The sequence below is a fragment of the Bacillus sp. BP-3 genome (assembly GCF_028401955.1).
Taxonomy (GTDB): domain Bacteria; phylum Bacillota; class Bacilli; order Bacillales; family Bacillaceae_G; genus Bacillus_A.
This window is the reverse complement of the sequence record NZ_JAQOTJ010000005.1, coordinates 118,860-139,642: the sequence shown is the minus strand read 5'-3', so window position 1 is coordinate 139,642 and position 20,783 is coordinate 118,860. Positions and strand designations below refer to the sequence as shown.

21 protein-coding genes and 1 pseudogene are annotated in these 20,783 nt (G+C 38.7%); 14 read left to right on the top strand and 8 right to left on the bottom strand.

All coding sequences use genetic code 11. The features are described from left to right. Positions 1-182 precede the first annotated feature (182 nt). Complete coding sequence (locus PLX19_RS10610) at positions 183-527, top strand: hypothetical protein (protein WP_272188547.1); 345 nt, start codon at positions 183-185, stop codon at positions 525-527. Positions 528-603: 76 nt separating this feature from the next. Here PLX19_RS10610 and PLX19_RS10605 read toward each other — a convergent pair whose 3' ends face one another. Continuing rightward, the gene (locus tag PLX19_RS10605) at positions 604-1,275 is read right to left on the bottom strand and encodes an NAD(P)H-dependent oxidoreductase (RefSeq protein WP_272188546.1); all 672 of its coding nucleotides are present in this window, start codon (positions 1,273-1,275) and stop codon (positions 604-606) included. Positions 1,276-1,415: 140 nt separating this feature from the next. Between PLX19_RS10605 and PLX19_RS10600 the strand changes: the two genes are divergently transcribed. Further along, positions 1,416-1,745 (top strand): winged helix-turn-helix transcriptional regulator, encoded by a 330-nt coding sequence (locus tag PLX19_RS10600; protein WP_272188545.1) that lies wholly within the window; start codon positions 1,416-1,418, stop codon positions 1,743-1,745. A 36-nt stretch (positions 1,746-1,781) separates the two neighbouring features. Here PLX19_RS10600 and narI read toward each other — a convergent pair whose 3' ends face one another. The 5 genes from narI to PLX19_RS10575 all read right to left on the bottom strand — a co-directional run bounded on the left by narI (position 1,782) and on the right by PLX19_RS10575 (position 9,232). Continuing rightward, a complete protein-coding gene (gene narI / locus PLX19_RS10595; RefSeq protein WP_272188544.1) occupies positions 1,782-2,465 on the bottom strand; it encodes a respiratory nitrate reductase subunit gamma in 684 nt (227 codons plus the stop codon). 17 nt (positions 2,466-2,482) lie between these two features. Continuing rightward, positions 2,483-3,013 (bottom strand): nitrate reductase molybdenum cofactor assembly chaperone, encoded by a 531-nt coding sequence (narJ, locus tag PLX19_RS10590; RefSeq protein WP_272188543.1) that lies wholly within the window; start codon positions 3,011-3,013, stop codon positions 2,483-2,485. Positions 3,014-3,032: 19 nt separating this feature from the next. Beyond that, positions 3,033-4,508, bottom strand: a complete 1,476-nt coding sequence (narH, locus tag PLX19_RS10585) for a nitrate reductase subunit beta (protein ID WP_272188542.1) — start codon at positions 4,506-4,508, stop codon at positions 3,033-3,035. Beyond that, the gene (locus PLX19_RS10580) at positions 4,498-8,181 is read right to left on the bottom strand and encodes a nitrate reductase subunit alpha (RefSeq protein WP_272188541.1); all 3,684 of its coding nucleotides are present in this window, start codon (positions 8,179-8,181) and stop codon (positions 4,498-4,500) included. The genes narH and PLX19_RS10580 overlap by 11 nt, the downstream gene beginning before the upstream one ends. A gap of 358 nt (positions 8,182-8,539) precedes the next feature. Further along, entirely contained in the window at positions 8,540-9,232 is a 693-nt protein-coding gene (locus PLX19_RS10575) for a Crp/Fnr family transcriptional regulator (RefSeq protein ID WP_272188539.1), read from the bottom strand. A 299-nt stretch (positions 9,233-9,531) separates the two neighbouring features. On the opposite strand from PLX19_RS10575, the gene moaA reads away from it, so the two are divergent. Continuing rightward, positions 9,532-10,545 (top strand): GTP 3',8-cyclase MoaA, encoded by a 1,014-nt coding sequence (gene moaA, locus PLX19_RS10570; RefSeq protein ID WP_272188538.1) that lies wholly within the window; start codon positions 9,532-9,534, stop codon positions 10,543-10,545. Positions 10,546-10,560: 15 nt separating this feature from the next. Beyond that, on the top strand, positions 10,561-11,574 hold the full coding sequence (locus tag PLX19_RS10565) for a molybdopterin-synthase adenylyltransferase MoeB (protein WP_272188536.1): 1,014 nt from the start codon (positions 10,561-10,563) through the stop codon (positions 11,572-11,574). Between the two features lie 24 nt (positions 11,575-11,598). Here PLX19_RS10565 and moaC read toward each other — a convergent pair whose 3' ends face one another. Further along, positions 11,599-12,087 (bottom strand): cyclic pyranopterin monophosphate synthase MoaC, encoded by a 489-nt coding sequence (gene moaC / locus PLX19_RS10560; protein ID WP_272188534.1) that lies wholly within the window; start codon positions 12,085-12,087, stop codon positions 11,599-11,601. A 95-nt stretch (positions 12,088-12,182) separates the two neighbouring features. Here moaC and PLX19_RS10555 point away from each other — a divergent pair, with 95 nt between their 5' ends. The 10 genes and pseudogenes from PLX19_RS10555 to PLX19_RS10515 all read left to right on the top strand — a co-directional run bounded on the left by PLX19_RS10555 (position 12,183) and on the right by PLX19_RS10515 (position 18,747). Next, the gene (locus PLX19_RS10555) at positions 12,183-13,475 is read left to right on the top strand and encodes a molybdopterin molybdotransferase MoeA (protein WP_272188533.1); all 1,293 of its coding nucleotides are present in this window, start codon (positions 12,183-12,185) and stop codon (positions 13,473-13,475) included. Further along, entirely contained in the window at positions 13,436-13,957 is a 522-nt protein-coding gene (gene mobB / locus PLX19_RS10550) for a molybdopterin-guanine dinucleotide biosynthesis protein B (protein ID WP_272188532.1), read from the top strand. The genes PLX19_RS10555 and mobB overlap by 40 nt, the downstream gene beginning before the upstream one ends. Continuing rightward, positions 13,954-14,424 carry a molybdenum cofactor biosynthesis protein MoaE gene (locus tag PLX19_RS10545; RefSeq protein ID WP_272188531.1) on the top strand — a complete coding sequence of 157 codons (471 nt, stop codon included), beginning with the start codon at positions 13,954-13,956 and terminating at the stop codon, positions 14,422-14,424. The genes mobB and PLX19_RS10545 overlap by 4 nt, the downstream gene beginning before the upstream one ends. Further along, complete coding sequence (gene moaD, locus PLX19_RS10540; RefSeq protein WP_272188529.1) at positions 14,421-14,654, top strand: molybdopterin converting factor subunit 1; 234 nt, start codon at positions 14,421-14,423, stop codon at positions 14,652-14,654. Before PLX19_RS10545 ends, moaD begins: the two co-directional genes overlap by 4 nt. 235 nt (positions 14,655-14,889) lie before the next feature. Continuing rightward, positions 14,890-16,059, top strand: a complete 1,170-nt coding sequence (locus PLX19_RS10535) for a nitrate/nitrite transporter (RefSeq protein ID WP_272188528.1) — start codon at positions 14,890-14,892, stop codon at positions 16,057-16,059. 209 nt (positions 16,060-16,268) lie between these two features. Further along, on the top strand, positions 16,269-16,607 hold the full coding sequence (locus tag PLX19_RS10530; protein ID WP_272188724.1) for a YmaF family protein: 339 nt from the start codon (positions 16,269-16,271) through the stop codon (positions 16,605-16,607). A 399-nt stretch (positions 16,608-17,006) separates the two neighbouring features. Further along, positions 17,007-17,846, top strand: coding sequence for a DUF2935 domain-containing protein (locus PLX19_RS10525; protein WP_272188527.1), 840 nt, complete (start codon positions 17,007-17,009; stop codon positions 17,844-17,846). Next, a pseudogene (locus PLX19_RS26170) lies at positions 17,840-17,959 on the top strand (DUF2935 domain-containing protein); the annotation flags it as partial. The gene PLX19_RS10525 and the pseudogene PLX19_RS26170, both read left to right, overlap by 7 nt. A 178-nt stretch (positions 17,960-18,137) precedes the next feature. Further along, a complete protein-coding gene (locus PLX19_RS10520) occupies positions 18,138-18,341 on the top strand; it encodes a hypothetical protein (RefSeq protein ID WP_272188526.1) in 204 nt (67 codons plus the stop codon). 100 nt (positions 18,342-18,441) lie between these two features. Next, positions 18,442-18,747 carry a YjdJ family protein gene (locus PLX19_RS10515; protein WP_272188525.1) on the top strand — a complete coding sequence of 102 codons (306 nt, stop codon included), beginning with the start codon at positions 18,442-18,444 and terminating at the stop codon, positions 18,745-18,747. Between the two features lie 153 nt (positions 18,748-18,900). Here the strand turns inward: PLX19_RS10515 and PLX19_RS10510 are convergent, their stop codons facing one another. Continuing rightward, positions 18,901-20,568 (bottom strand): LPXTG cell wall anchor domain-containing protein, encoded by a 1,668-nt coding sequence (locus PLX19_RS10510; protein WP_272188523.1) that lies wholly within the window; start codon positions 20,566-20,568, stop codon positions 18,901-18,903. Positions 20,569-20,783 lie beyond the last annotated feature (215 nt).

Here is a 20,783-nt window from a genome sequence, read left to right as displayed (position 1 = left end):
TCTTTCCTTTTAGGAGGGACGAGAGCATCTGGCCATGCATAGCAGCGGTCAGGGCCTTTTCCTACCACATGCGAGGTTTAAAACAAAGGGAGCAAGCAAATACAGGTCATGTTGTATTCTGCATAGCAGCGGCTTATATACCGAAAAAGTAAAAATAGATTTATGTGGAGAGGTTGTATAAAATGGGGGTTTGTATTAAGGAATTTGTTATTGTTAATAATTCTGGGAATATTTTCACGGGGGATAATTTGCGAGATACTTCGTTTGTTGCTTCGAAAACATTTACAGGATCAACAGGACCAACATGTATAGATGTTGTCGTCGTTATCGGGAATACAAATGAAGTTTGCTTACGCCCTGGAGATACGTTGACAACTTCAATTACACGAGGTACTGGACTAACAGGTAGTAGCCCAAGCAGTGGTCAAAGTAATAGTTCAAGTAGTAGCGGCGGGAGCGGTTTACAAGCAGCTCCCCAAGCAACTCCTAGTACAGAGAGTGCAGATTTTGGAGTAGGGTTTTCGTAGAAGTACGGGCTTATTACTTCTAAAAAAGCATCCATCAGTGGGGGAGGGAAAACTCTTCACTGATGGATGCTTTCATTCATTTTATCCATTCAACAACCATATCCATTGTTTGACGGGTTTTTTCACGTTGAGGTTCTTCTAATCGATAGCCGAATGCTACTAAACAAGAGACACCAAATGCCTCTCCAGAAATAATGCCTTCTTCTCGTAAAAGAGATTCTACTTTCTCTTGCTGAAAGCCTTCAATAGGACAAGAATCGATACCGATTTGAGCAGCTGCAGTCATCATATTACCTAGAACAATATATGTTTGTTTAGAAGCCCAATCAAACATAGCACGATCACTTTCTAATAAATTAAAATCGGATTCTTGGAACGTTTTATAAAAATTACTTTTCGCATCTACTACTTCTGGAGGGAGATTTTGGATGTTTGTCATAAAGTTAGAAATATAAGAAGAGTTATACATCATATCTTCTTTTTTTCGAGCTAAAATCACAACAAAATGGCTGGCTGTTGGTAATTGTTTTTGTGCTCCCCATGCCACTGGAAGAAGTTTTTGACGAAGATTTTGATTTTGAATTACAACAAATTTCCAAGGTTCAAAGCCAAATGAACTTGGAGAAAGACGGCCTGTTTCGAGAATAAAGTGAAAATCTTCATCAGAGATTTTTTTATTTACATCAAATACTTTGCATGCATGTCTAAATTCATATGCTTTTAAAATTTCTTCTTTTGTATTTTTCATTTCAATAACCACCTTTTGATAATTTACTTTCTCTTAGTAAGTCGATTACAAAATGAATTTTACTATAATATAATTACAAGTGTAAGTACGCACATTTTTGACATATAGTATCAAAATGTATACTAATGGAGAGTGATGAGATGGAGAAGGAGAGTATACGTCGTTGTTCGGTAGAAGTCACATTAGATGTAATCGGCGGAAAATGGAAAGGTGTAATTCTATTTCATTTAATAAATGGAGAAATTCGCTTTAATCAATTTTTACGATTGATGCCTGGTATCACACAGCGAATGTTAACGAGACAATTACGAGAGCTAGAGGCTGATGGTGTGATTCACCGTGAAATATATAAGGAAGTACCTCCGAAGGTTGAATACTCGTTAACCGAGTTCGGAAAGTCGTTAATTCCGATTATCATAATGATGCGTGATTGGGGAAATCAGTATCGAACACAAATAAAGCAAAAATAAAAAAGTGTGCAATCAAGGTGTTGCACACTTTTTTTATTAAAATTTTACCGGTTTTCTTTTTCGATAAATGATATAACTGCGTCGTAAGTATTTCACCGGTACGCTAAAGACATGAACAAGTCTTGTAAATGGCCATGTTGCAAAGAGTCCCATAGCTGCAATGATATGAATTTTAAACCAAATTGGCACCTCCGCCATATACTCTGCTTTAGGCTGGAAAATAAAGAGGCTGCGGAACCATGGGCCAATCGTTGTTCGATAATCAAAACCGTTTGAATCGATATTTAAAAATGTAGAAGAAAGTCCTGCAAGCATTACGATGAGCAACAAGATGAGAGCAACGTAGTCTCCGGTTGTACTTGTTGCGATAATACGTTTTACGGTAAAGCGGCGATACGTTAAAATGAATAATCCGATTACAGAAGCAATACCTGCTGGAAGGCCGAAGCCGATTGCCATTATATGATACGTATGTTCAGAAATGCCAAGAGAACTGTAGACAGATTCGGGGATTAAAATTCCCATAACATGCCCGCCAATTACGAACATAATACCAAAATGAAATAGTAAACTTCCGATTCGGAGCATTTTCTTCTCTAATAGTTCACTAGATTTTGATGTCCAGCCAAATTGATCGTAGTTGTATCTAAAAATATGTCCACCAATGAAAATGACTAAAATGATATAGGGAAAGAGTACCCATAAAAATTGATCCATCATCTTTGCCGTACTCCTTTCTAGTTTATTTCATACTGCCATGCACGAATAGCAGTAAGGATGCATCGGACAAGTGGTTCGTGCATACTGTTTGTGTCTTTTAATTGTTGATGCAATGCCTCGATATTGCTTTCATATTTTTTCATAATCGGTTCACTATCTTCTTCACCGGCATTTGCGAGAAATTCTAACATAAGCGGTAAATAATCAGGCAGTTCTTTATCTGTTACAGCGAAGCCTGCTTTTTGATAGTGTTGTTTTAGTTCTAGCAGTTCAATTCCTCGTTCTCGTTGTTCACCAGTATTCATATAAGTGAGATACATATTTGTTTTTTTGCCAAAATCAAATGTATATACAAATGATTGAATTAATTCATCATTTGTTTTTTGTTTTGCTTGTTCGATAAACGTTGTAAGGGTAGTGCGAATTTTCTCATGTTGGATCGTTTGAATCTCACTCTGTACATGAGGAAGTGCTTCTCTCCATCCTCGTTCAGGATAGGAGAGAAGAAAGGAAGAACAAGAAAACGCTGTTTGTAAACTTTGATTCATAATTGTTACCTCCTTTATTTTAAGAGATTGTCATACAAGAGCCAGGACCGCCGGCAAAGGAAAGACCGCAACTTCCTTGCTCGTTATAAAGGTCTGCCACTTGCTCGCGGTGAGAAGTTGGAATAACAAAACGATCTTTATATTTCGCAATCGCAAGAAGACGATACATATCTTCAACGTCTTCTTTTGTTAAGTTCAGTTCTTTTAATACAGCTTCATTTGGTTCTTTATTTATTTGCAATGCTCTCATATGAGTACGCATGACAGCCATTTTTTTCAATGTAAGACGAATATGAGATTCATCCCCTGCAGTTAATAAATTTGCTAAGTATTGAATTGGAATACGCATATTATCAATAGCAGGGAAAATTTCTTCTGCTTGCCAGTTGCTTCCTTTTCCTTCGACCATGTTCATAATCGGACTTAATGGCGGAATATACCAAACCATTGGCAATGTACGATACTCTGGATGAAGAGGAAGAGCAATTTTCCAATCGATAATCATTTTATAAATTGGTGATTGCTGAGCAGCTTTGATCCATTCTTCTGGAATACCTTGTTTCTTTGCTTCAGCAGCTACTTCTGGATCATTTGGGTCTAGGAATACGTTAAGCTGCGAATGGTATAAGTCTTTTTCATCTGGTACAGATGCAGCTTCTTTTACTTTGTCAGCGTCATATAACATAACTCCGATGTAACGGATGCGTCCGACGCATGTTTCCGAACAAATTGTTGGCATACCAGCTTCAATACGCGGGAAGCACATCGTACATTTTTCAGCTTTATTCGTTTGCCAGTTGAAATACACTTTTTTATACGGGCAAGAAGATACGCAGAATCTCCAAGCACGGCATGCATTTTGGTCGACAAGGACAATGCCATCTTCATCACGCTTATACATAGCACCGGATGGACAAGAAGATACGCATGACGGATTGATGCAGTGTTCGCAAATACGAGGTAAGTACATCATGAATACATTTTCAAAATCCGTTTTAATTTCTTCTTCCATTTTCTTGACGTTTGGATCTTGTAAGCCTGTTATATGCCCGCCAGCTAAATCATCTTCCCAGTTTGGTCCCCATTCAATCTTATCGATAAATTCACCTGTAATAGCTGATTTTGGGCGAGCAACTGGTTGGTGCTTTCGCTGTGGACTGTTTGTTAATGTTTCATAATCGTAGTTCCAAGGCTCAAAGTAATCATCAATTGTTGGTTGATCTGGGTTATGGAAAATGTTCATGAGACGTTTCGCTTTTGAACCGGATTTCAACTGAAGGTCTCCGTTTTTCAGCTCCCAGCCGCCTTTATATTTTTCTTGATCTTCCCATTGTTTTGGATAGCCGATGCCTGGTTTTGTTTCCACGTTATTAAAGTACATATATTCAGCACCTGGACGATTCGTCCAGGTGTTTTTGCATGTTACGCTACAAGTGTGGCAGCCGATGCATTTATCAAGGTTCATTACCATTCCGACTTGTGCTTTAATCTTCAAGCCAATCTACCTCCTTCAGTTTGCGGATGACGACATTTAAGTCGCGTTGGTTTCCAGTTGGGCCATAGTAGTTAAAGCCGTAACTTAATTGACCGTATCCGCCGATCATATGAGTTGGTTTTACGTGAATACGCGTCGGGCTATTATGTGTTCCCCCGCGGTTACTTGTTAAATTCGTACCAGGCACGTTAATGTGGCGATCTTGTGCATGATGCATAAACGCCATTCCACGAGGCATGCGGTGTGTGACGACAGCACGTGCAACAACGACCCCGTTTCGGTTAAAGCATTCAGTCCAGTCATTATCAGCAACACCGGCTTCAGCGGCATCATCTTTATTCATCCATACTGTTGGCCCGCCGCGGAACAACGTTAACATCGGCAGTGCATCAAAGTACATACTATGAATAGACCACTTATTATGCGGTGTTAAATAGTTTAGCGTAATTTCTTTTCCTTCTACTTCAGGGCGAGATTTTCGGAACGGCTTATGTTGTAAAATTGGTTTGAACGTTGCCATTGTTTCGCCAAATTCCTTCATCATGTCGTGATCTAAGTAGAAAGATTGACGCCCTGTTATTGTTCGCCAAGGAATGAGACGCTCCACATTTGTTGTAAACGGTGAATAACGGCGTCCTCCTTTTTCAGAACCACTAAAAGCAGGTGATGTAATAACTGTTTTTGGTTGTGCTGTAATTTGTTCAAATGTGAAGCATTCTTCTTCACGCTCTTCTGCCAAATCACGCAGTTGTAAATCCGTTTGTTTTTCAAGTGCTTCCCATGCTTTTACTGCCATATGACCATTTGTTGTCGAAGAAAGAGTTAACACAGCTTCAGCAGCATTGATTGCTTCTGTTATGTTAGGGCATCCTTTCGCAATAGAATCAGTGCGAATTACACCTAATTTACTCTTTAATTGTTCGTATTCTTTTTCCGCAGACCAAGAGATACCTTTCGTGCCAATTGGCTGTTTTCCAACGTTTGGCCCAAGTGCGGTCATTTTGTCATAAATCGTTTTATAATCACGTTCTACAACATGTATTTGCGGCATTGTTTTGCCTGGGATTGGCTCACATTCCCCTTTGCTCCAATCTTTAATTTGTCCAAGCGGCTGTGCTAATTCTTGCGGTGTATCGTGAAGAAGCGGTGTTGCAACAACTTCTTTCATTGGCTCAAGGTCTAACTTTTGTGCTAAATCAGACACTGCTTTTGAAAGGGAGCAGAAAATATCCCAATCAGAACGAGCTTCCCACGGTGAACCAATTGCCGGGTTAAATGGATGCACGAACGGATGCATATCTGTACTGCTTAAATCATGCTTTTCATACCACGTTGAAGCAGGAAGAACGATATCAGAGTATAGTGCTGTTCCAGCCATACGGAAATCTAAGTTGATAAGTAGATCAAGTTTTCCTTCAGGTGCTTCTTCATGCCACTTGATTTCTTCTGGTCGTAATGAATCACTATCGTCGTTCATTAATCCGTTTGTTGTACCTAATAAATGTTTTAAGAAATACTCGTGTCCTTTACCAGAACTTGAGATTAAATTCGCGCGCCAAACGAATAAATTGCGCGGGAAGTTATTTTTGTTATCAGGGTCTTCGATCGCAAATTTGAGCTCTTTGTTTTTTAGCTTATTTGCAACATATTTCCCGATTTCTTCCTGGGTTGTTGCACCATTAGCGACTGCTTCTTTATATAATTCAATTCCGTTTTTCTCGAATGTTGGATAGGATGGTAACCAGCCAAGGCGAGCTGCCAACACATTGTAATCACCGTGGTGCTGATAGCGTGAGTTGCCGACAACTGGTGATGCTAAATGTCCAACTGGTGTATCTTCATAGCGCCACTGATCTGTAACGAAATAGAAGAAGGATGTACCGTTTTGCAGTTTCGGTGGGCCTTGCCAATCTTTTGCTGTTGCGATAGTTTGCCAACCTTCTGCCGGACGTAATTTTTCTTGGCCGACATAATGAGCCCAGCCGCCGCCGTTTACCCCTTGTGCTCCAACGAGAAGAACGAGGTTTAAGACAGCGCGGTAAATCGTATCCGAGTTAAACCAATGGTTAATGCCAGCGCCGACAATAATCATTGAGCGTCCATTTGTATCAACGGCATTTTGCGCAAATTCACGAGCGATTTGAATAATAAGTTCTCGTTTTACACCTGTCATTTTTTCTTGCCATGCTGGTGTAAACGGAGCATCTTCATCAAAGCTCTTCGGTTCTGGGCCGCCAAGACCGCGGTCCACACCGTAGTTTGCTAATGTTAAATCGTAGACAGTTGTTACGAAAAGGTCACCGTTTGGCGTTGTAATTTTTTTCACTGGAATGGTACGTTCTAATACTTCATTTCCGTCATCAGAAAAGTATGGAATTTGTACGGTTCCAATTGCATCTTCCATACCAAGTAAAGAAAGACGCGGATCAATTTTTTCGCCTGTTTGTTCATCTTCTAAACGTAAGTTCCATTTTTTCTCGTTATCCCAGCGTGAGCCCATTGTGCCGTGCGGCGTAGCGAAATCATGACTGTTATCGTTCCAAAGAACAGGTTTCCATTCGCCAAGTTTTGTTTCCCGGCCGATATCAGCGGCATTTAAGAAACGATCTGCAACAAATTGATCTTCTTGCTGTTTTAACGTGACAAGGAACGGGAAATCTGTGTATTGTTTTGCATAATTTATGAAATAGTCTACTTGTTTGTCCACGTAGAATTCTTGTAAAATAACGTGCCCCATTGCCATTGCAAGTGCCCCGTCTGTTCCTTGTTTTACACTGATCCAGTCATCAGCGAATTTTGTTGATTCGGCAAAATCAGGGCTAACAGAAACAACTTTCGTTCCTTTATAGCGCACTTCTGCTAAGAAGTGGGCATCTGGTGTCCGTGTTAGTGGTACGTTAGAGCCCCATGTCATAATGTAGCCAGCGTTGTACCAATCACTACTTTCTGGCACATCCGTTTGATCACCCCAAATTTGTGGTGAAGCTGGCGGTAAGTCAGCGTACCAATCGTAGAAGCTCAGCATCGGTCCGCCCATAAGCTGCATAAAGCGGCTACCAGCTGCGTGACTTAACATTGACATCGCAGGAATTGGCGAGAAGCCAACATTTCGATCAGGACCATACTTGATTACTGTATATAGTAAGGAAGCAGCAACGAGCTGTAATACTTCATCCCAACTTGCACGAATGAAGCCACCTTTTCCGCGAGCGCTTTTATATGTGCGTGCTTTTTCCGGATTTTCAACAATGCTTTTCCAAGCATCTAACGGTGATTCATGTTTTTGTAATTCTTCTTGCCACATATTCCAAAGAACGCCGCGTACATATGGATATTTCACACGAAGAGGGCTGTAGATGTACCAGGAAAAGCTTGCTCCGCGCGGACATCCGCGTGGCTCAAAGTCTGGCATATCAGGACCAGTAGACGGATAATTTAGCTCTTGGCCTTCCCAAGTGACAATCCCATCTTTTACGTAAATGTTCCAACTGCAAGAACCGGTGCAGTTTACGCCGTGTGTGGAGCGGATTACTTTATCATGTTGCCATCGCTTTCGATAGGCATTTTCCCATTCTCGGTCTTCATATGTTTCTTGCGTATGATTATCGTTATAACGATCTATTGGCGAAAAATATTTTAAACGTTGCATAAGTGGTGATAATTTCTTTTTCATACTGTTCACTCCTTTATCCCGCTTTAACGGGCAGTAAGACCCCCGTTTCAAAATGCAGAGAGAAACGCAGAAAATAGTTTGGGGATAACTGCCCGTAAAAGCCCGATTGGTTCAACTAACCATCAGTGGGAAATGAAGAAAATCCCCACTGATGGAAGTTTCACTTTATTGCGTCTCTCTTGCTTACTTTCACTATAAGAGGGCATGCAAAATAGGGATGTGATATCTATCACAGTTCAACAGATTGTCAAAAAATTACGAGTGTGTAAGGGGAAAATCGAGAAGGTGTGACATTTTGCACATTGCAAAACACGGTGAGGGTGTAGAATAAAGAAAAGAGCAGCATCTAAATGAGATGCTACTCAATACTACAAATAGAAGTAGGACAATCTTCACAAGAGATTGCACATTTTAAAAAGTGTAAATTATGAATGGTGATTTTTCCTTTATGAATAGAAATAATGTCTTGTTTTTTTAAATCATTTAACATGCGATTGACACTTTCACGGGAGGTTGCACAGAAGTTTGCAAGCTCTTGATTCGTTAATGGAAGATCGATAAGAATACCATCTTCTTTTAAAATGCCATAACTATTCGTCATGCGAATGAGAGTGGAGTAGAGTGCGCCCTTTTTGCCATGCAATACTAAATCACGAAACTTCGTTTGCATTCTTCGTAAATGTTCACTAACCCACCTCATAAATTCAAAGGCAAGAGCTGGTTTTTCCAGCAATGCTTTTTCTAATGCATCCCGCTTAATGACGCCAATTTCTGCATGTTCAAGCACTTTTGCATTTAATAAATATTTGGCGTCTTCCGTAAATAATGTAAGCTCCCCAATAATATCATTCTCCGAACAAATGCGCAGTGTCAATTCTTGACCGTCAGCGCTAATTTTACTAATTTGTACTTTTCCCGAGTGAATAATATATAGTTCTTTTGCCTCCATACCTTCTTGGAAAATATAATGGGATTTGTTTATTTGCATTTTATATTCAACAGATGCGAGTAATTCTTTTAAATCATTTGATAATGCAGTACTGTTTGCCACAGCAATCACCCCTTTTTTTCCGAATAGTCTATTTCTTATTTTGAATATAAATATAGTGAAAATGCAAGAGATTTTTTCCTTTGCCTAATTGTGAACAGTTTTTGAACACATTTGTGAAGAATTTTTGAATGAGGAAATTGATGTGAGAAATATCACAACATAGATTGTTGTTCTTTTTTATGATGAAGACAAATGAAAGACAGCCAAAAAAAGATAAAGTGTAAGAGCAAAAACACCCTAGTTTAAAAATATATTATAATAGAATAAAAGTAGACATACAGCAAGAAGGAGGGGTGAAGATGACTGAGAAGATTATAGATGTATGGCAGCGTCCACTTCAAGATTTACGCATTTCTGTCATTGATCGTTGTAATTTTCGGTGTACGTATTGTATGCCGGCCGAAGTGTTTGGACCAGATTATGCATTTTTAAAAGAAGAGTTTCTACTTACGTTTGACGAGATTGAGCGATTAGCTAAGCTTTTTGTTCGTATGGGCGTAAGAAAAATTCGCTTAACTGGCGGCGAACCGTTACTTCGTAAAGATTTACCACAGCTTATTAAACGTCTTGTAAAAATAGAAGGTTTAACAGATATTGGATTAACGACAAATGGCATTCATTTAACAAAGCAAGCAAAGGCATTGAAAGAAGCAGGTTTACAGCGAGTAAACGTCAGCTTAGATGCGTTAGATGATGATGTATTTCGAAGTATTAATGGCCGCAATGTAAGCACAAAACCTGTATTACGAGGAATTGAAGAAGCAAAATCCGCTGGCTTAGACGTAAAAATCAATATGGTCGTGAAAAAGGGCATGAATGATAATCAAATTTTGAAGATGGCCGCTTATTGTAAAGAGCAGTGCATCCCTCTTCGCTTTATCGAATTTATGGATGTTGGAAGTACGAACGGCTGGAATTTTAAACAAGTTATTACGAAGAAAGAGTTAATCGATATGATTGGACGTACGTATCCAATTGAACCGATAGATCCTCATTATTTCGGGGAAGTAGCCAAGCGATATCGATATGTTGGAACTGAGGCCGAAGTTGGTTTTATTACTTCTGTTTCTGAATCGTTTTGTTCTTCTTGTACGCGAGCGCGCATTTCAGCAGAAGGTCAGTTGTATACTTGTTTATTTGCAACGACAGGAACAGATTTACGAGCGCTGATCCGTGGTGGAGTAGATGATGAGGAATTGTTTCAAATCGTGAAAGATGTGTGGAATAAGCGTAATGATCGTTATTCAGATGAACGAACGGAAGAAAGTATAAATAACCGCCCGAAAATTGAAATGTCATATATTGGCGGATAGGGAGAAGGGGTTAAGATGCAAGAGCGGTACTCACGGCAAATACTATTTTCTGAGATAGGGGAAGCCGGTCAGCGCAATTTAAGTGAAAAACACGTATTCATTATCGGTGCTGGTGCACTTGGTACAGCAAATGCTGAAGCGCTTGTTCGAGCAGGAGTTGGCAAGTTGACGATTGCTGATCGAGATTATGTCGAATGGAGCAATTTGCAAAGGCAGCAATTATATACAGAAGAAGATGCGAAGAGCTATGTGCCAAAAGCAGTTGCAGCGGCGCAGCATTTAAGACGAATTAATTCTGAGGTAGATATTGAGCCAGTTGTAACGGATGTAACGGTGCAAGAAATCGAGCGGCTTGTGCAAAACGTGGATGTTATGATCGACGCGACGGATAATTTCGATACACGTCTTCTTATCAATGATATTTCACAAAAGTATAGCGTTCCGTGGATATATGGTGGCTGTGTTGGGAGTTACGGTGTAACGTATACGATTATCCCAGGGAAAACACCGTGCTTTCGCTGTTTAATGGAACATCCAACGAGCGGAGCAACGTGTGATACAGCAGGAATTATTCAACCAGCCGTGCAAATGGTCGTTGCTTATCAAGTTGCTGAAGCTTTAAAAATATTAGTTGGAGACTTCGCAGCGCTAAGGGAAACGATGGTATCATTTGATCTTTGGAACAATCAATATATGGCATTTAAAGTAAACCGGCAGAAAAAAGAAAACTGTCCATCATGCGGCAAACTTCGTACATATCCAAGCTTAACATTTGAAGCGCAAACGAAAACAGAAGTATTATGCGGCCGTAATACGGTTCAAGTACGTCCAGGCATAAATCAGCCTCTTAACTTAGAAGAAATAGAAAAGCGCTTACAAAAGAGCGTGCCAGTACAGAGGACGCCGTACTTATTATCCTTTCATATTGATGAATATCGTTTTGTTTTATTTCAAGATGGTCGGGCCTTTGTTCATGGTACAAATGATATACAAGTGGCAAAACGATTATATGCGCGTTATATAGGGTGAATCCAAAGGGAACACCCCCTTGGATTAAGACTGATTTCTTATATAATCACCGCTTTTGCCACCTGTTTTTTCAGACAGGTATGTTTCACCGATAATCATGCCTTTATCGACAGCCTTACACATGTCATATACGGTAAGAGCGGAAGCGGAAGCGGCAGTTAAGGCTTCCATTTCAACGCCGGTGCTGCCTTCTGTTTTTACGTTTACTTCAATAAGTAAACGATATTGTTCATCTGCAATATGCCAGTCAAAGGAAATATCAACACCTTTTAGAAGTAGTGGATGACACATCGGAATAATATCAGAAGTGCGCTTTGCGGCCATAATACCAGCGATTTGTGCAACGGCTAGGACATCGCCTTTTCCGATTTCATTATGAGTGATTTTATCATAAATTTCTTTTGTCACAATGATGCTTGAACGAGCGATAGCTGTGCGTACAGTAACTTTCTTGTCGCTAATATCCACCATCTTGGCGCGGCCTTGGTCGTTAAAATGAGTAAATGAAGACATGAAATTCCTCCTTGAAGTAATTGCTATTATGATTAGCATTGTACAACAATAAGTGTAATAAAGATGTGATATTTTGCAAATGTGGGGTGAAAATGATGCTAGAAAAACGAATACCAATTGCTGTTAGCGATGCAGTAGCGCGTGTGATGGAGTATGCACAGCGCGGAGAAATTGAGCGCGTACCACTTACGGAAAGTTATGGACGAATTCTTGGGGAAGATGTAACTGCTGATCATGATGTGCCTCATTTTGACCGATCGCCGTACGATGGTTTTGCAGTTCGGGCAGAAGATACGAAGAAAGCAAGTTATGAACATCCGGCCGAGTTTGAAGTTGTTGGAGAAATTGGAGCTGGTTCTGTTTTTACAGAGGAAGTGAAGGCATTTCAGGCGGTGCGGATTATGACTGGTGCAGCAATTCCAACTGGTTGTGATGCGGTTGTCATGCTGGAGCTTACGGAAGGATCCCAAAAAGACGAAAAGACATATATGAAATTGAAGCGTCCGTTTCAGTCAGGCGATAATATTTCACGTAAGGGTGAAGATGTAAGGAAGCATCATGTACTTGTTGAAAAAGGAACGATGGTTAATCCAGGAGTGGCAGCCCTTCTTGCAACGTTTGGTTATAGTGAAGTAGCTGTCATAAAGCGTCCGGTTATTGGAATTGTGACGACAGGAAGTGAATTGTTAGAAGTTCATGAGCCGCTTGAACCAGGGAAAATTCGCAACAGTAACTCATATATGATCGGTGCGCAAATTATGCAAGCAGGCGGCACGGTTCGATATTATGGCCAATTTGCAGATGACTTTGATACTTGTTATGAGATGGTAAAAAAGACAATGGAAGAAGTCGATATTCTCATTACGACAGGCGGTGTGTCAGTTGGTGATTATGACTACTTGCCAGCTATTTATGAAAAGCTTGGAGCGAACGTATTGTTCAATAAAGTAGCGATGCGTCCGGGAAGTGTAACGACAGTAGCAGAAGTAAATGGAAAGTTATTGTTTGGATTATCAGGGAATCCATCTGCTTGTTATGTTGGATTTGAATTGTTTGTACGTCCGGTTGTTCGAACATTTCTACAGATGAAAGAGCCTCATATGTATCGCAGCGATGCCGTTTTAATGAAGGGGTTCCCGAAAGCAAATCCATTTACACGCTTTGTTAGAGGGAAAGTAGAAATTGTAAACGGAAGGCTGCAAGTTGTGCCAGTTGGACTTGATAAATCCAGTGCGGTTTCTTCACTCGCTGATGCGAATGCGTTTATCGTTTTGCCAGGTGGCACGCGTGGTTTTGAAGAAGGTATGACAGTTACTGTCCTTTTATTAGACAGAGAGCAAGGAAGTGAGTGGCCATGGAAAGAGCCGTTCCAGTCTTACAAATCGTAGGGTATCAAAATAGCGGGAAGACAACATTGACAGAGAAGCTGATTAAAGCGTTAACGAATGAAGGTGTGAAAGTAGGAGCGATTAAGCATCATGGGCACGGAGGATATCCAGAATTGCCCCTGCAAAAAGATAGCGAACGTCATCGCCTGGCTGGAGCGATTGTCAGCGCAGTGGAAGGGGATGGAATATTGTCTTTATCCGCTGAGCGCGACTGGTCTTTAGAAAAAATCATTCGTTTGTATACATGTTTTGAATCGGAAGTCATAATCGTTGAAGGATATAAAAAAGAACGATATCCAAAAGTTGTTTTACTTCGGTCAGAGGAAGATGCTTCTTTATTAGAAAGTGTCGAAAATGTGATTGCTGTTATTACATGGAATAAGGCTCTAAAAACAGGGCAAGAACATTATCAAGTCTTTCATATAACAGAAGATGAAAAGTATATAAATTGGTTCGTACAAAGAATGAGGGATACAAAATGACAAATACGTATTTTGAAGTGGTAGATACACCGATTTCTATTGAAGAAGTAGCGCAGAAAGTGATTCACCGTGAATGCGGCGCTGTGACGACATTCATTGGTACAGTGCGAGAATTTACGAAAGGACGCCGTACGCTTTACTTAGAATATGCTGCGTACCGTTCGATGGCTGAAAAAATGCTTGCCAAAATTGGGGAAGAAACGAAGGAAAAGTGGCCAGGAACATATGTGGCAATTTCGCATCGCATCGGCACATTGCAAATTTCTGATATTGCGGTAGTTGTTGCTGTATCAACGCCGCACCGAAAAGCTGCATACGAGGCAAATGAGTACATTATGGAGCGAATTAAACAAATTGTTCCTATTTGGAAGAAAGAGTTTTGGGAAGACGGTGAGAAATGGATTGGCGATCAATTAGAGCAAACATCGTATCCAAACGGAGAGCCAGGAAAGGAGAATGTAGAATGATTACAGTGTTATTATTTTCTCATTTACAAGAAGAAGCTGGAACACACCAATTACAAATTGATGTACAAAACCTTACGGTAGCAGAGCTGAAGGAGCTTGTAACGAAAGACTACAATGTTTCCCTTTCACAGCACATAATGGTAGCAATTAATGAAGAGTATGCAAATGAAGACGATATGATTCAAGATGGTGATGTTGTTGCGTTGATTCCACCGGTAAGCGGCGGGTGATTCTTTCCTGCCTAATCATGATAAAGTGAAACTTCCATCAGTGGGGGCTTTATCCCCCACTGATGGTTAGTTGAACCAATCGGGCTTTTACGGGCAGTTATCCTTTACCTATCTTCTTCGCTTCTCTCAATCTTGAGGTGGAGGATTATTGCCCGTTAATGCGGGAAAGAGCGTGATTAGGCAGGAGGGAAGCAATAGGAAATGTGAAATATTGCACAAATAGGGGGAGAGACTAATGAAAAATCCGAATTTTCAGTTAGGATTACAAACTTCAAATCTTATACTTGGCTTTATGGTATGGGTGATTTTATCTTCTTTAATGCCATTTATTAAAGCAGACATTGCGTTAACAGCAGGACAGATTTCTCTTGTCACGGCAGTACCGGTAATTTTAGGTTCTATTCTTCGCATTCCAATTGGTTACTGGACCAATCGTTACGGAGCAAGAAAACTATTCTTTATTAGTTTTATTATTCTATTATTCCCTGTCTTTTATATTAGTATAGCAACATCGATGCTAGATTTAATTATTGGCGGTTTATTTGCCGGAGTTGGCGGGGCGGTATTCTCTGTAGGGGTAACATCTCTTCTGAAATACTATCCGAAAGAAAAGCATGGTTTTGTAAACGGAATATACGGAATAGGAAATATAGGAACAGCGGTTACATCCTTTCTTGCACCAGTACTTGCAACTTCATTTGGCTGGAGAACAACGGTACAAATGTATTTAATCTTACTCGCTGCATTTGCATTAGCAAACTTCCTGTTAGGAGATCGTAACGAGAAAAAGGTAAATACATCATTAACGGAACAAATTAAAGGTGTATATAAAAATGAAAAACTTTGGTTCTTATGTATTTTCTACTTCTTAACGTTTGGTTCGTTCGTCGCATTTACAGTTTATTTACCGAACTTCCTTGTATCTCACTTTGGCTTAGCGAAAGTAGATGCTGGATTACGTACAGCTGGTTTTATCGCCTTAGCAACAATCATGCGTCCAATTGGGGGCTGGCTCGGCGACAAATTTAATCCATTTAAAATTTTAATCTTTGTCTTTACCGGTTTAACATTAGCAGGAATTATTTTATCATTCATGCCAAAGATGAATGTATATACATTCGGTTGTTTATTAGTTGCTTTTTGCGCTGGTACTGGAAATGGAACAATCTTTAAACTTGTACCAATGTATTTCTCCAAGCAAGCTGGTATTGTAAATGGTCTTGTATCGGCACTTGGCGGACTTGGTGGTTTCTTCCCGCCATTAATCTTAACGTTATTATTCCAACTAACAGGCCATTATGCAATTGGGTTTATGGCATTATCAGAAGTAGCGCTTGCTTGTTTAGTTATTACTGTTTGGATGTATAGTCAAGAGAAGTTAGTTGCGATGTTACAGCATAGATAAAGAGTAGAAGATGGTGTTTCCAAGTTGCGATTTTGGAGACACCTTTTTTAATTTTTTAGGAGAGATTGTTCATAGAAAGCTCTCACCAATCAGGCTCTCCTTTCCTAAAAGCAGTAGGATAAATTTGAGAGGAATTATCTCGATCGTATAAGCATACTAGTTTATAGAGTTTATCTTTATGCATAAGGGGAATGAAGAGAATGGATAGAGTGAACAGGGTGGGAAAAGATGATTTTGTTTCTGGTTTTGTGCCACATCATAACCATGGGTCAGTGGATTATACATCTGTTGTGGGCGGGCATGTACATCAATGCCTAGATGTAACATCTCCCCCCATTAAGACACAAGAGGGCGGGCATATACATTATACAGAAGGATATGTATTGTTCGAAGATGGACATACACACTATTACAAGGCGTATTCAGGACCAGCAATTCCAGTTGGAAACGGAATGCATGTTCATTATTACGATTTTTATACGACGGAAAATAATGGGCATAAACACCATGTTAAGGGAGTGGATCAGCCTGCCCCGGGTGATAAATAAAGTGAAACTTCCGTTCGGAGATGCCTTTTCTCCGAATGGTCAGTTGAACCAATCGGGCGCATGCCAGCAGTTATCCCCCACTTATCTTCTTTGCTTTTCTCTGAATCTTGAGGTGGGGTTTTACTGCCCACGATTAGAGGGATCAAGTTATGTTAAATGGCAGCTTGTTTTTGTTCTTAATAATTAAAACGCCAGCGCCTAATAGTAGCTTCAGGACAGAAGAAATCACGTTGGAGTCGTCTGTTTGGTAAATAAATTAGAATTATTATTATTTATGTTGTGATGAATAGAAAAAATAAGATTATTTTTATAGCCAGACTGAACTTTTATTGCTGGTATTTTTACATATATCTATTCATAGGAATAGAACTAGCATAGTATTTACTGGAGGGATTGAAAATGGATAGATTACATCCTGATACGGGTGTTACATCTGGAGCGTTTGTTGAACGATCATTAAATGAAATTCTTTTTTGGTCTAGAATCATGAAAGAGCATTCTTTATTTCTTCGATTGGGGTTTAGATGTGAGGATACTCAACTAATCCAAGAGGCTAATCAATTTTACCGATTGTTTGAACATATCGAACAAATTGCGCATTCGTATACAAACCAAACAGATCCTGAGCAAATAAAAAGATTTAATTCAGAAGTACAACAAGCTGCAACTAATATTTTCGGATTTAAACGAAAAATTCTAGGATTAATTCTCACATGTAAATTGCCAGGGCAAAATAATTTTCCACTGTTAGTTGATCATACAAGTAGGGAAGCTGATTATTTTAGAAATCGTTTAATTGAATTAAATGAGGGTAAATTGAATGCTCTTCCTGATGCCATTATTAAAGAAAATGTTTTCTTTTTAAGGATTATGGCAGACCATGCTAAATTTATTGGTCATCTTCTTGATCCATCGGAAAGAAAGCTTGTAGATATGGCCCGGAATTTCAGTAATGATTTTGATGAATTGATGTATCAAGCAATTGACTTAGAATCTATGAAACCACAATCTCAAACAGTGCCTCTTTTAGATCAATTTCTGGATCAAAATCGTGTGTCAGTCACATCTCTTCGGGACTTTAAGAAAACGGCACGTGATTTAATCGAGCAATGTAAAATAAAGAGTATCATTCACCCACTATTAGCAGACCATGTTTTCCGTGAAGCTGATAGATTCCTTGAAATAATTGATATGTTTGATGCGCATCTTACAAGCGTTAAATCACAATCTAGAATGTAATTAATCCTTTACTAGCGGATCACGTTGTAAGAGAAGCGAAGCATTTCCTCTTTATGATTCACGCTTTAGAACAGCGATTAAAACTAAAACAAATGGAGCAATTCGGACAGTAATCATATAGCTAGGATTCTCTAGTTTTAATATGGATATTGAATTATACTCTACAAACCTTTATTATGAATATATTGGATGTTATGTATTATTTTGGATTCTTTGTTTTTTGACATATCAATTGCAAGATTTACGCTAGCTTTTATGTCAATTGTATATACATAGTAAAGGTGGATTTACATGTTCTTTCAGAAATATAAAGGTTTAATTCTTGCAGTAGCTGGTGCTGTTATTTACATGGTCACAACACTTTATTTTCAAGATTTAGAATATGTATATAGATTGTGTATCAAAATATCTGCGGGAATCATGATAATTGTTGGAGGGATTATGATCGAGGATTCAAATCGCTTCTATAAAAAGCAGAGAGATAACAACGTATGACATATGATCGTTTAAAACGATACATGTACAGGAGAGTGCCTACTGAGTATAAACTTGGGGGCGCTTTGTTTTGTTCGTAAAATAAAAAGGAGAAAAGTGTATGAAAACAAGGTACATCGTTCAATTCGGGATAGCAATTATCTTCTTCAGCGTTTCCGCTCTTATTAGTTGGTACGAAGGAAGTAATCTAATCGAGGATTCATTTGAATGGAAATATTCCGCTAAGTTTACGAATTATTTTAAAGGGCCAGTTTCAAATTATGACGACATTTTGCAAATCGATTTTTTTGTATATGCAGCTAAATTTTATCCTATACCAGTGTTGATTATGGTTGCGAGTTTTGGGTATATATTGTTTTTAAGTATGTATCTTATTTTGAAGAAAAGAGGCATTTATAAAGTTTAGAAGTAGTTATGTATACTGATAATCTGCTTTTTTCCGAAAATAAATGAGCGTTTCACACATTTCATTCCTACTTTATCATAATGTTTGTGAAGTAAAAAGAAATCAAATTTATCCTCATAAAAGGATTCAATTTGATTTCTTTTTTTATTTCAGTTATTGTCCTTCTCGCTGTGCCTTTCTTCGCAAGAACCAAGCTCCAAGGAGTGCAAGCGCTCCAGCGATTCCAGTTGTTTCAACAGCAGAACCTGTTTGTGGAAGTGATTGGGATTTCGTTGAGTTGTTAACTTGACCTGTTCCATTTGTGTTACTGTTATTAGAATTATTATTGTTATTCCCATTTCCATTGTTATTAGAGTTGTTATTGCCGTTGTTGGAATTTCCGTTATTATTGTTATTCCCATTTCCATTGTTTGTATTATCTGTTTGTGAGAATACTAGTTTTGTTGATTCACTCTCTAACCATTTATCAGTCTTTTTGTATCGAATGAGGGCTTTTTTACCTTCTTCGACTGAAAGCTGTCCATTAATCATGAAATCATGCCATGTTTTTCCTTCATCAAGAGAGTATTCCATATGTTGAGTTACGCCTAAAATCTTCTTGTTGTTCATATTAGCAAGGACAACTGGTGCATCTGGACGATCACTGTGAGTGGAGAATTGATAATCAAAATAATAACCAAAAGCCTCTTGTCCATTATCAGGCTTAAAATCTTGCTGTAACAATTCAAGATGCTTTTTCGCAAATGGTCCATTTTTTAAATCAAATTTATTTTCTACGATATTTAAATAAGAAAGTTTGGATGTGTTTAAGCTAGGCAAATCATTCAGTGCATTGTTATTTAATTGGATATTGTGAAGTATTACGTTTGGATTGAACTGTATAGAAGAAAGTGCATTGTGTTCTGCAAGGAGAGTGTGCAATGCAACTTGATTTTCTAAATTCAAATTTGTTAGATTGTTGTTAGATACATCAAGTGTGTCTAGTTTCGATTCTTTTGGTAAACGTAATTCTTTTATACCATTATGTACAGCTGACAGAGCAGTTAATTTCGTTTGGTTAGATACATCTAATACAGCAATTTGATTGTTTTCTAAATGCAATAATTGTAAATCTTTATTTTCAGGTAATGAAAGGGCATTGATTCCTAAGTTGCTTATAGCTAAGTGCTTCAGTTTCTTATTGTTTGATAGATCAATAGAAAGAGACGATTTAGGTAATGCCTCGTTTACTTTTTTATTTGCATCCAAATTGAGCTCTTCTAAATTTGGTAATAAGTGAAATCCTTGTAAGGAAGTGAATGTTCCCTCATTTGTAATGTCAAGCGTTGTTACTTGCTGTAATTCTTCTTCTGTTACTTTATCATCAATTTTCTTTCCAAGCTCACTAGCAATTGCACTGGCAATGGTTGCGTCAGGGAATAGTTCTGAAATTGTTTGTTTTGCTTGTGCTTGCTGGTTTGTTTCCTCTTTTAATTTTTCTTCTTTTGTAGGTGCCGTTTGCTGAGGTGTTGGTTTATTCTCTTGAGAAGGTGGAGCGGCTGGTTTGCTTTTTTCTTGTACAGGTTTCGTTTGTTCAGTTGACTTTTGTTCTTGTACAGGTTTTGTTTGTTCAGTTTGCTGTTGTTGTTCGGACTTGGATTCTTGCCTTTGCGCAGTTTCAGAAGCATTCGTTTGTTTTGATTCAAGTTCTTTCTGAGTTACATTTTCTTTTTTTTCTTCTGAAGTAACAGTCTTTGTTTCGTTCGTTTGAGCAAACGTACTCATAGGTTGCAGTAATAAGGATGTAGCTGCGACTGCTGGTAAAGCGTATTTTTTCTTCACTAGAAACCACCTCTGAATTTTGAATTTTTTTAAAACTCTACAAGAAATTTATACCAAAAATTACAATATTAATCAATATAATTACATTTTTTGTAGGTTTTTCTGTATATGTAGCGAAATTTTACTCTATACCAACCTTAATTGTAGTTACTAGTTTTAGATATTGCTAAGTGTGGATATCACTTTAAAAAGACAGGGTACTTATGAATACAGAG

Bases quoted from the DNA above. Each gene is read 5' to 3' on its own strand.
- PLX19_RS10610 (WP_272188547.1), top strand. From the start codon at position 183: ATGGGGGTTTGTATTAAGGAATTTGTTATTGTTAATAATTCTGGGAAT.
- PLX19_RS10605 (WP_272188546.1), bottom strand. From the start codon at position 1,275: ATGAAAAATACAAAAGAAGAAATTTTAAAAGCATATGAATTTAGACAT.
- PLX19_RS10600 (WP_272188545.1), top strand. From the start codon at position 1,416: ATGGAGAAGGAGAGTATACGTCGTTGTTCGGTAGAAGTCACATTAGAT.
- narI (WP_272188544.1), bottom strand. From the start codon at position 2,465: ATGATGGATCAATTTTTATGGGTACTCTTTCCCTATATCATTTTAGTC.
- narJ (WP_272188543.1), bottom strand. From the start codon at position 3,013: ATGAATCAAAGTTTACAAACAGCGTTTTCTTGTTCTTCCTTTCTTCTC.
- PLX19_RS10580 (WP_272188541.1), bottom strand. From the start codon at position 8,181: ATGAAAAAGAAATTATCACCACTTATGCAACGTTTAAAATATTTTTCG.
- moaA (WP_272188538.1), top strand. From the start codon at position 9,532: ATGACTGAGAAGATTATAGATGTATGGCAGCGTCCACTTCAAGATTTA.
- PLX19_RS10565 (WP_272188536.1), top strand. From the start codon at position 10,561: ATGCAAGAGCGGTACTCACGGCAAATACTATTTTCTGAGATAGGGGAA.
- moaC (WP_272188534.1), bottom strand. From the start codon at position 12,087: ATGTCTTCATTTACTCATTTTAACGACCAAGGCCGCGCCAAGATGGTG.
- PLX19_RS10555 (WP_272188533.1), top strand. From the start codon at position 12,183: ATGCTAGAAAAACGAATACCAATTGCTGTTAGCGATGCAGTAGCGCGT.
- PLX19_RS10545 (WP_272188531.1), top strand. From the start codon at position 13,954: ATGACAAATACGTATTTTGAAGTGGTAGATACACCGATTTCTATTGAA.
- moaD (WP_272188529.1), top strand. From the start codon at position 14,421: ATGATTACAGTGTTATTATTTTCTCATTTACAAGAAGAAGCTGGAACA.
- PLX19_RS10535 (WP_272188528.1), top strand. From the start codon at position 14,890: ATGAAAAATCCGAATTTTCAGTTAGGATTACAAACTTCAAATCTTATA.
- PLX19_RS10525 (WP_272188527.1), top strand. From the start codon at position 17,007: ATGGATAGATTACATCCTGATACGGGTGTTACATCTGGAGCGTTTGTT.
- PLX19_RS10520 (WP_272188526.1), top strand. From the start codon at position 18,138: ATGTTCTTTCAGAAATATAAAGGTTTAATTCTTGCAGTAGCTGGTGCT.
- PLX19_RS10515 (WP_272188525.1), top strand. From the start codon at position 18,442: ATGAAAACAAGGTACATCGTTCAATTCGGGATAGCAATTATCTTCTTC.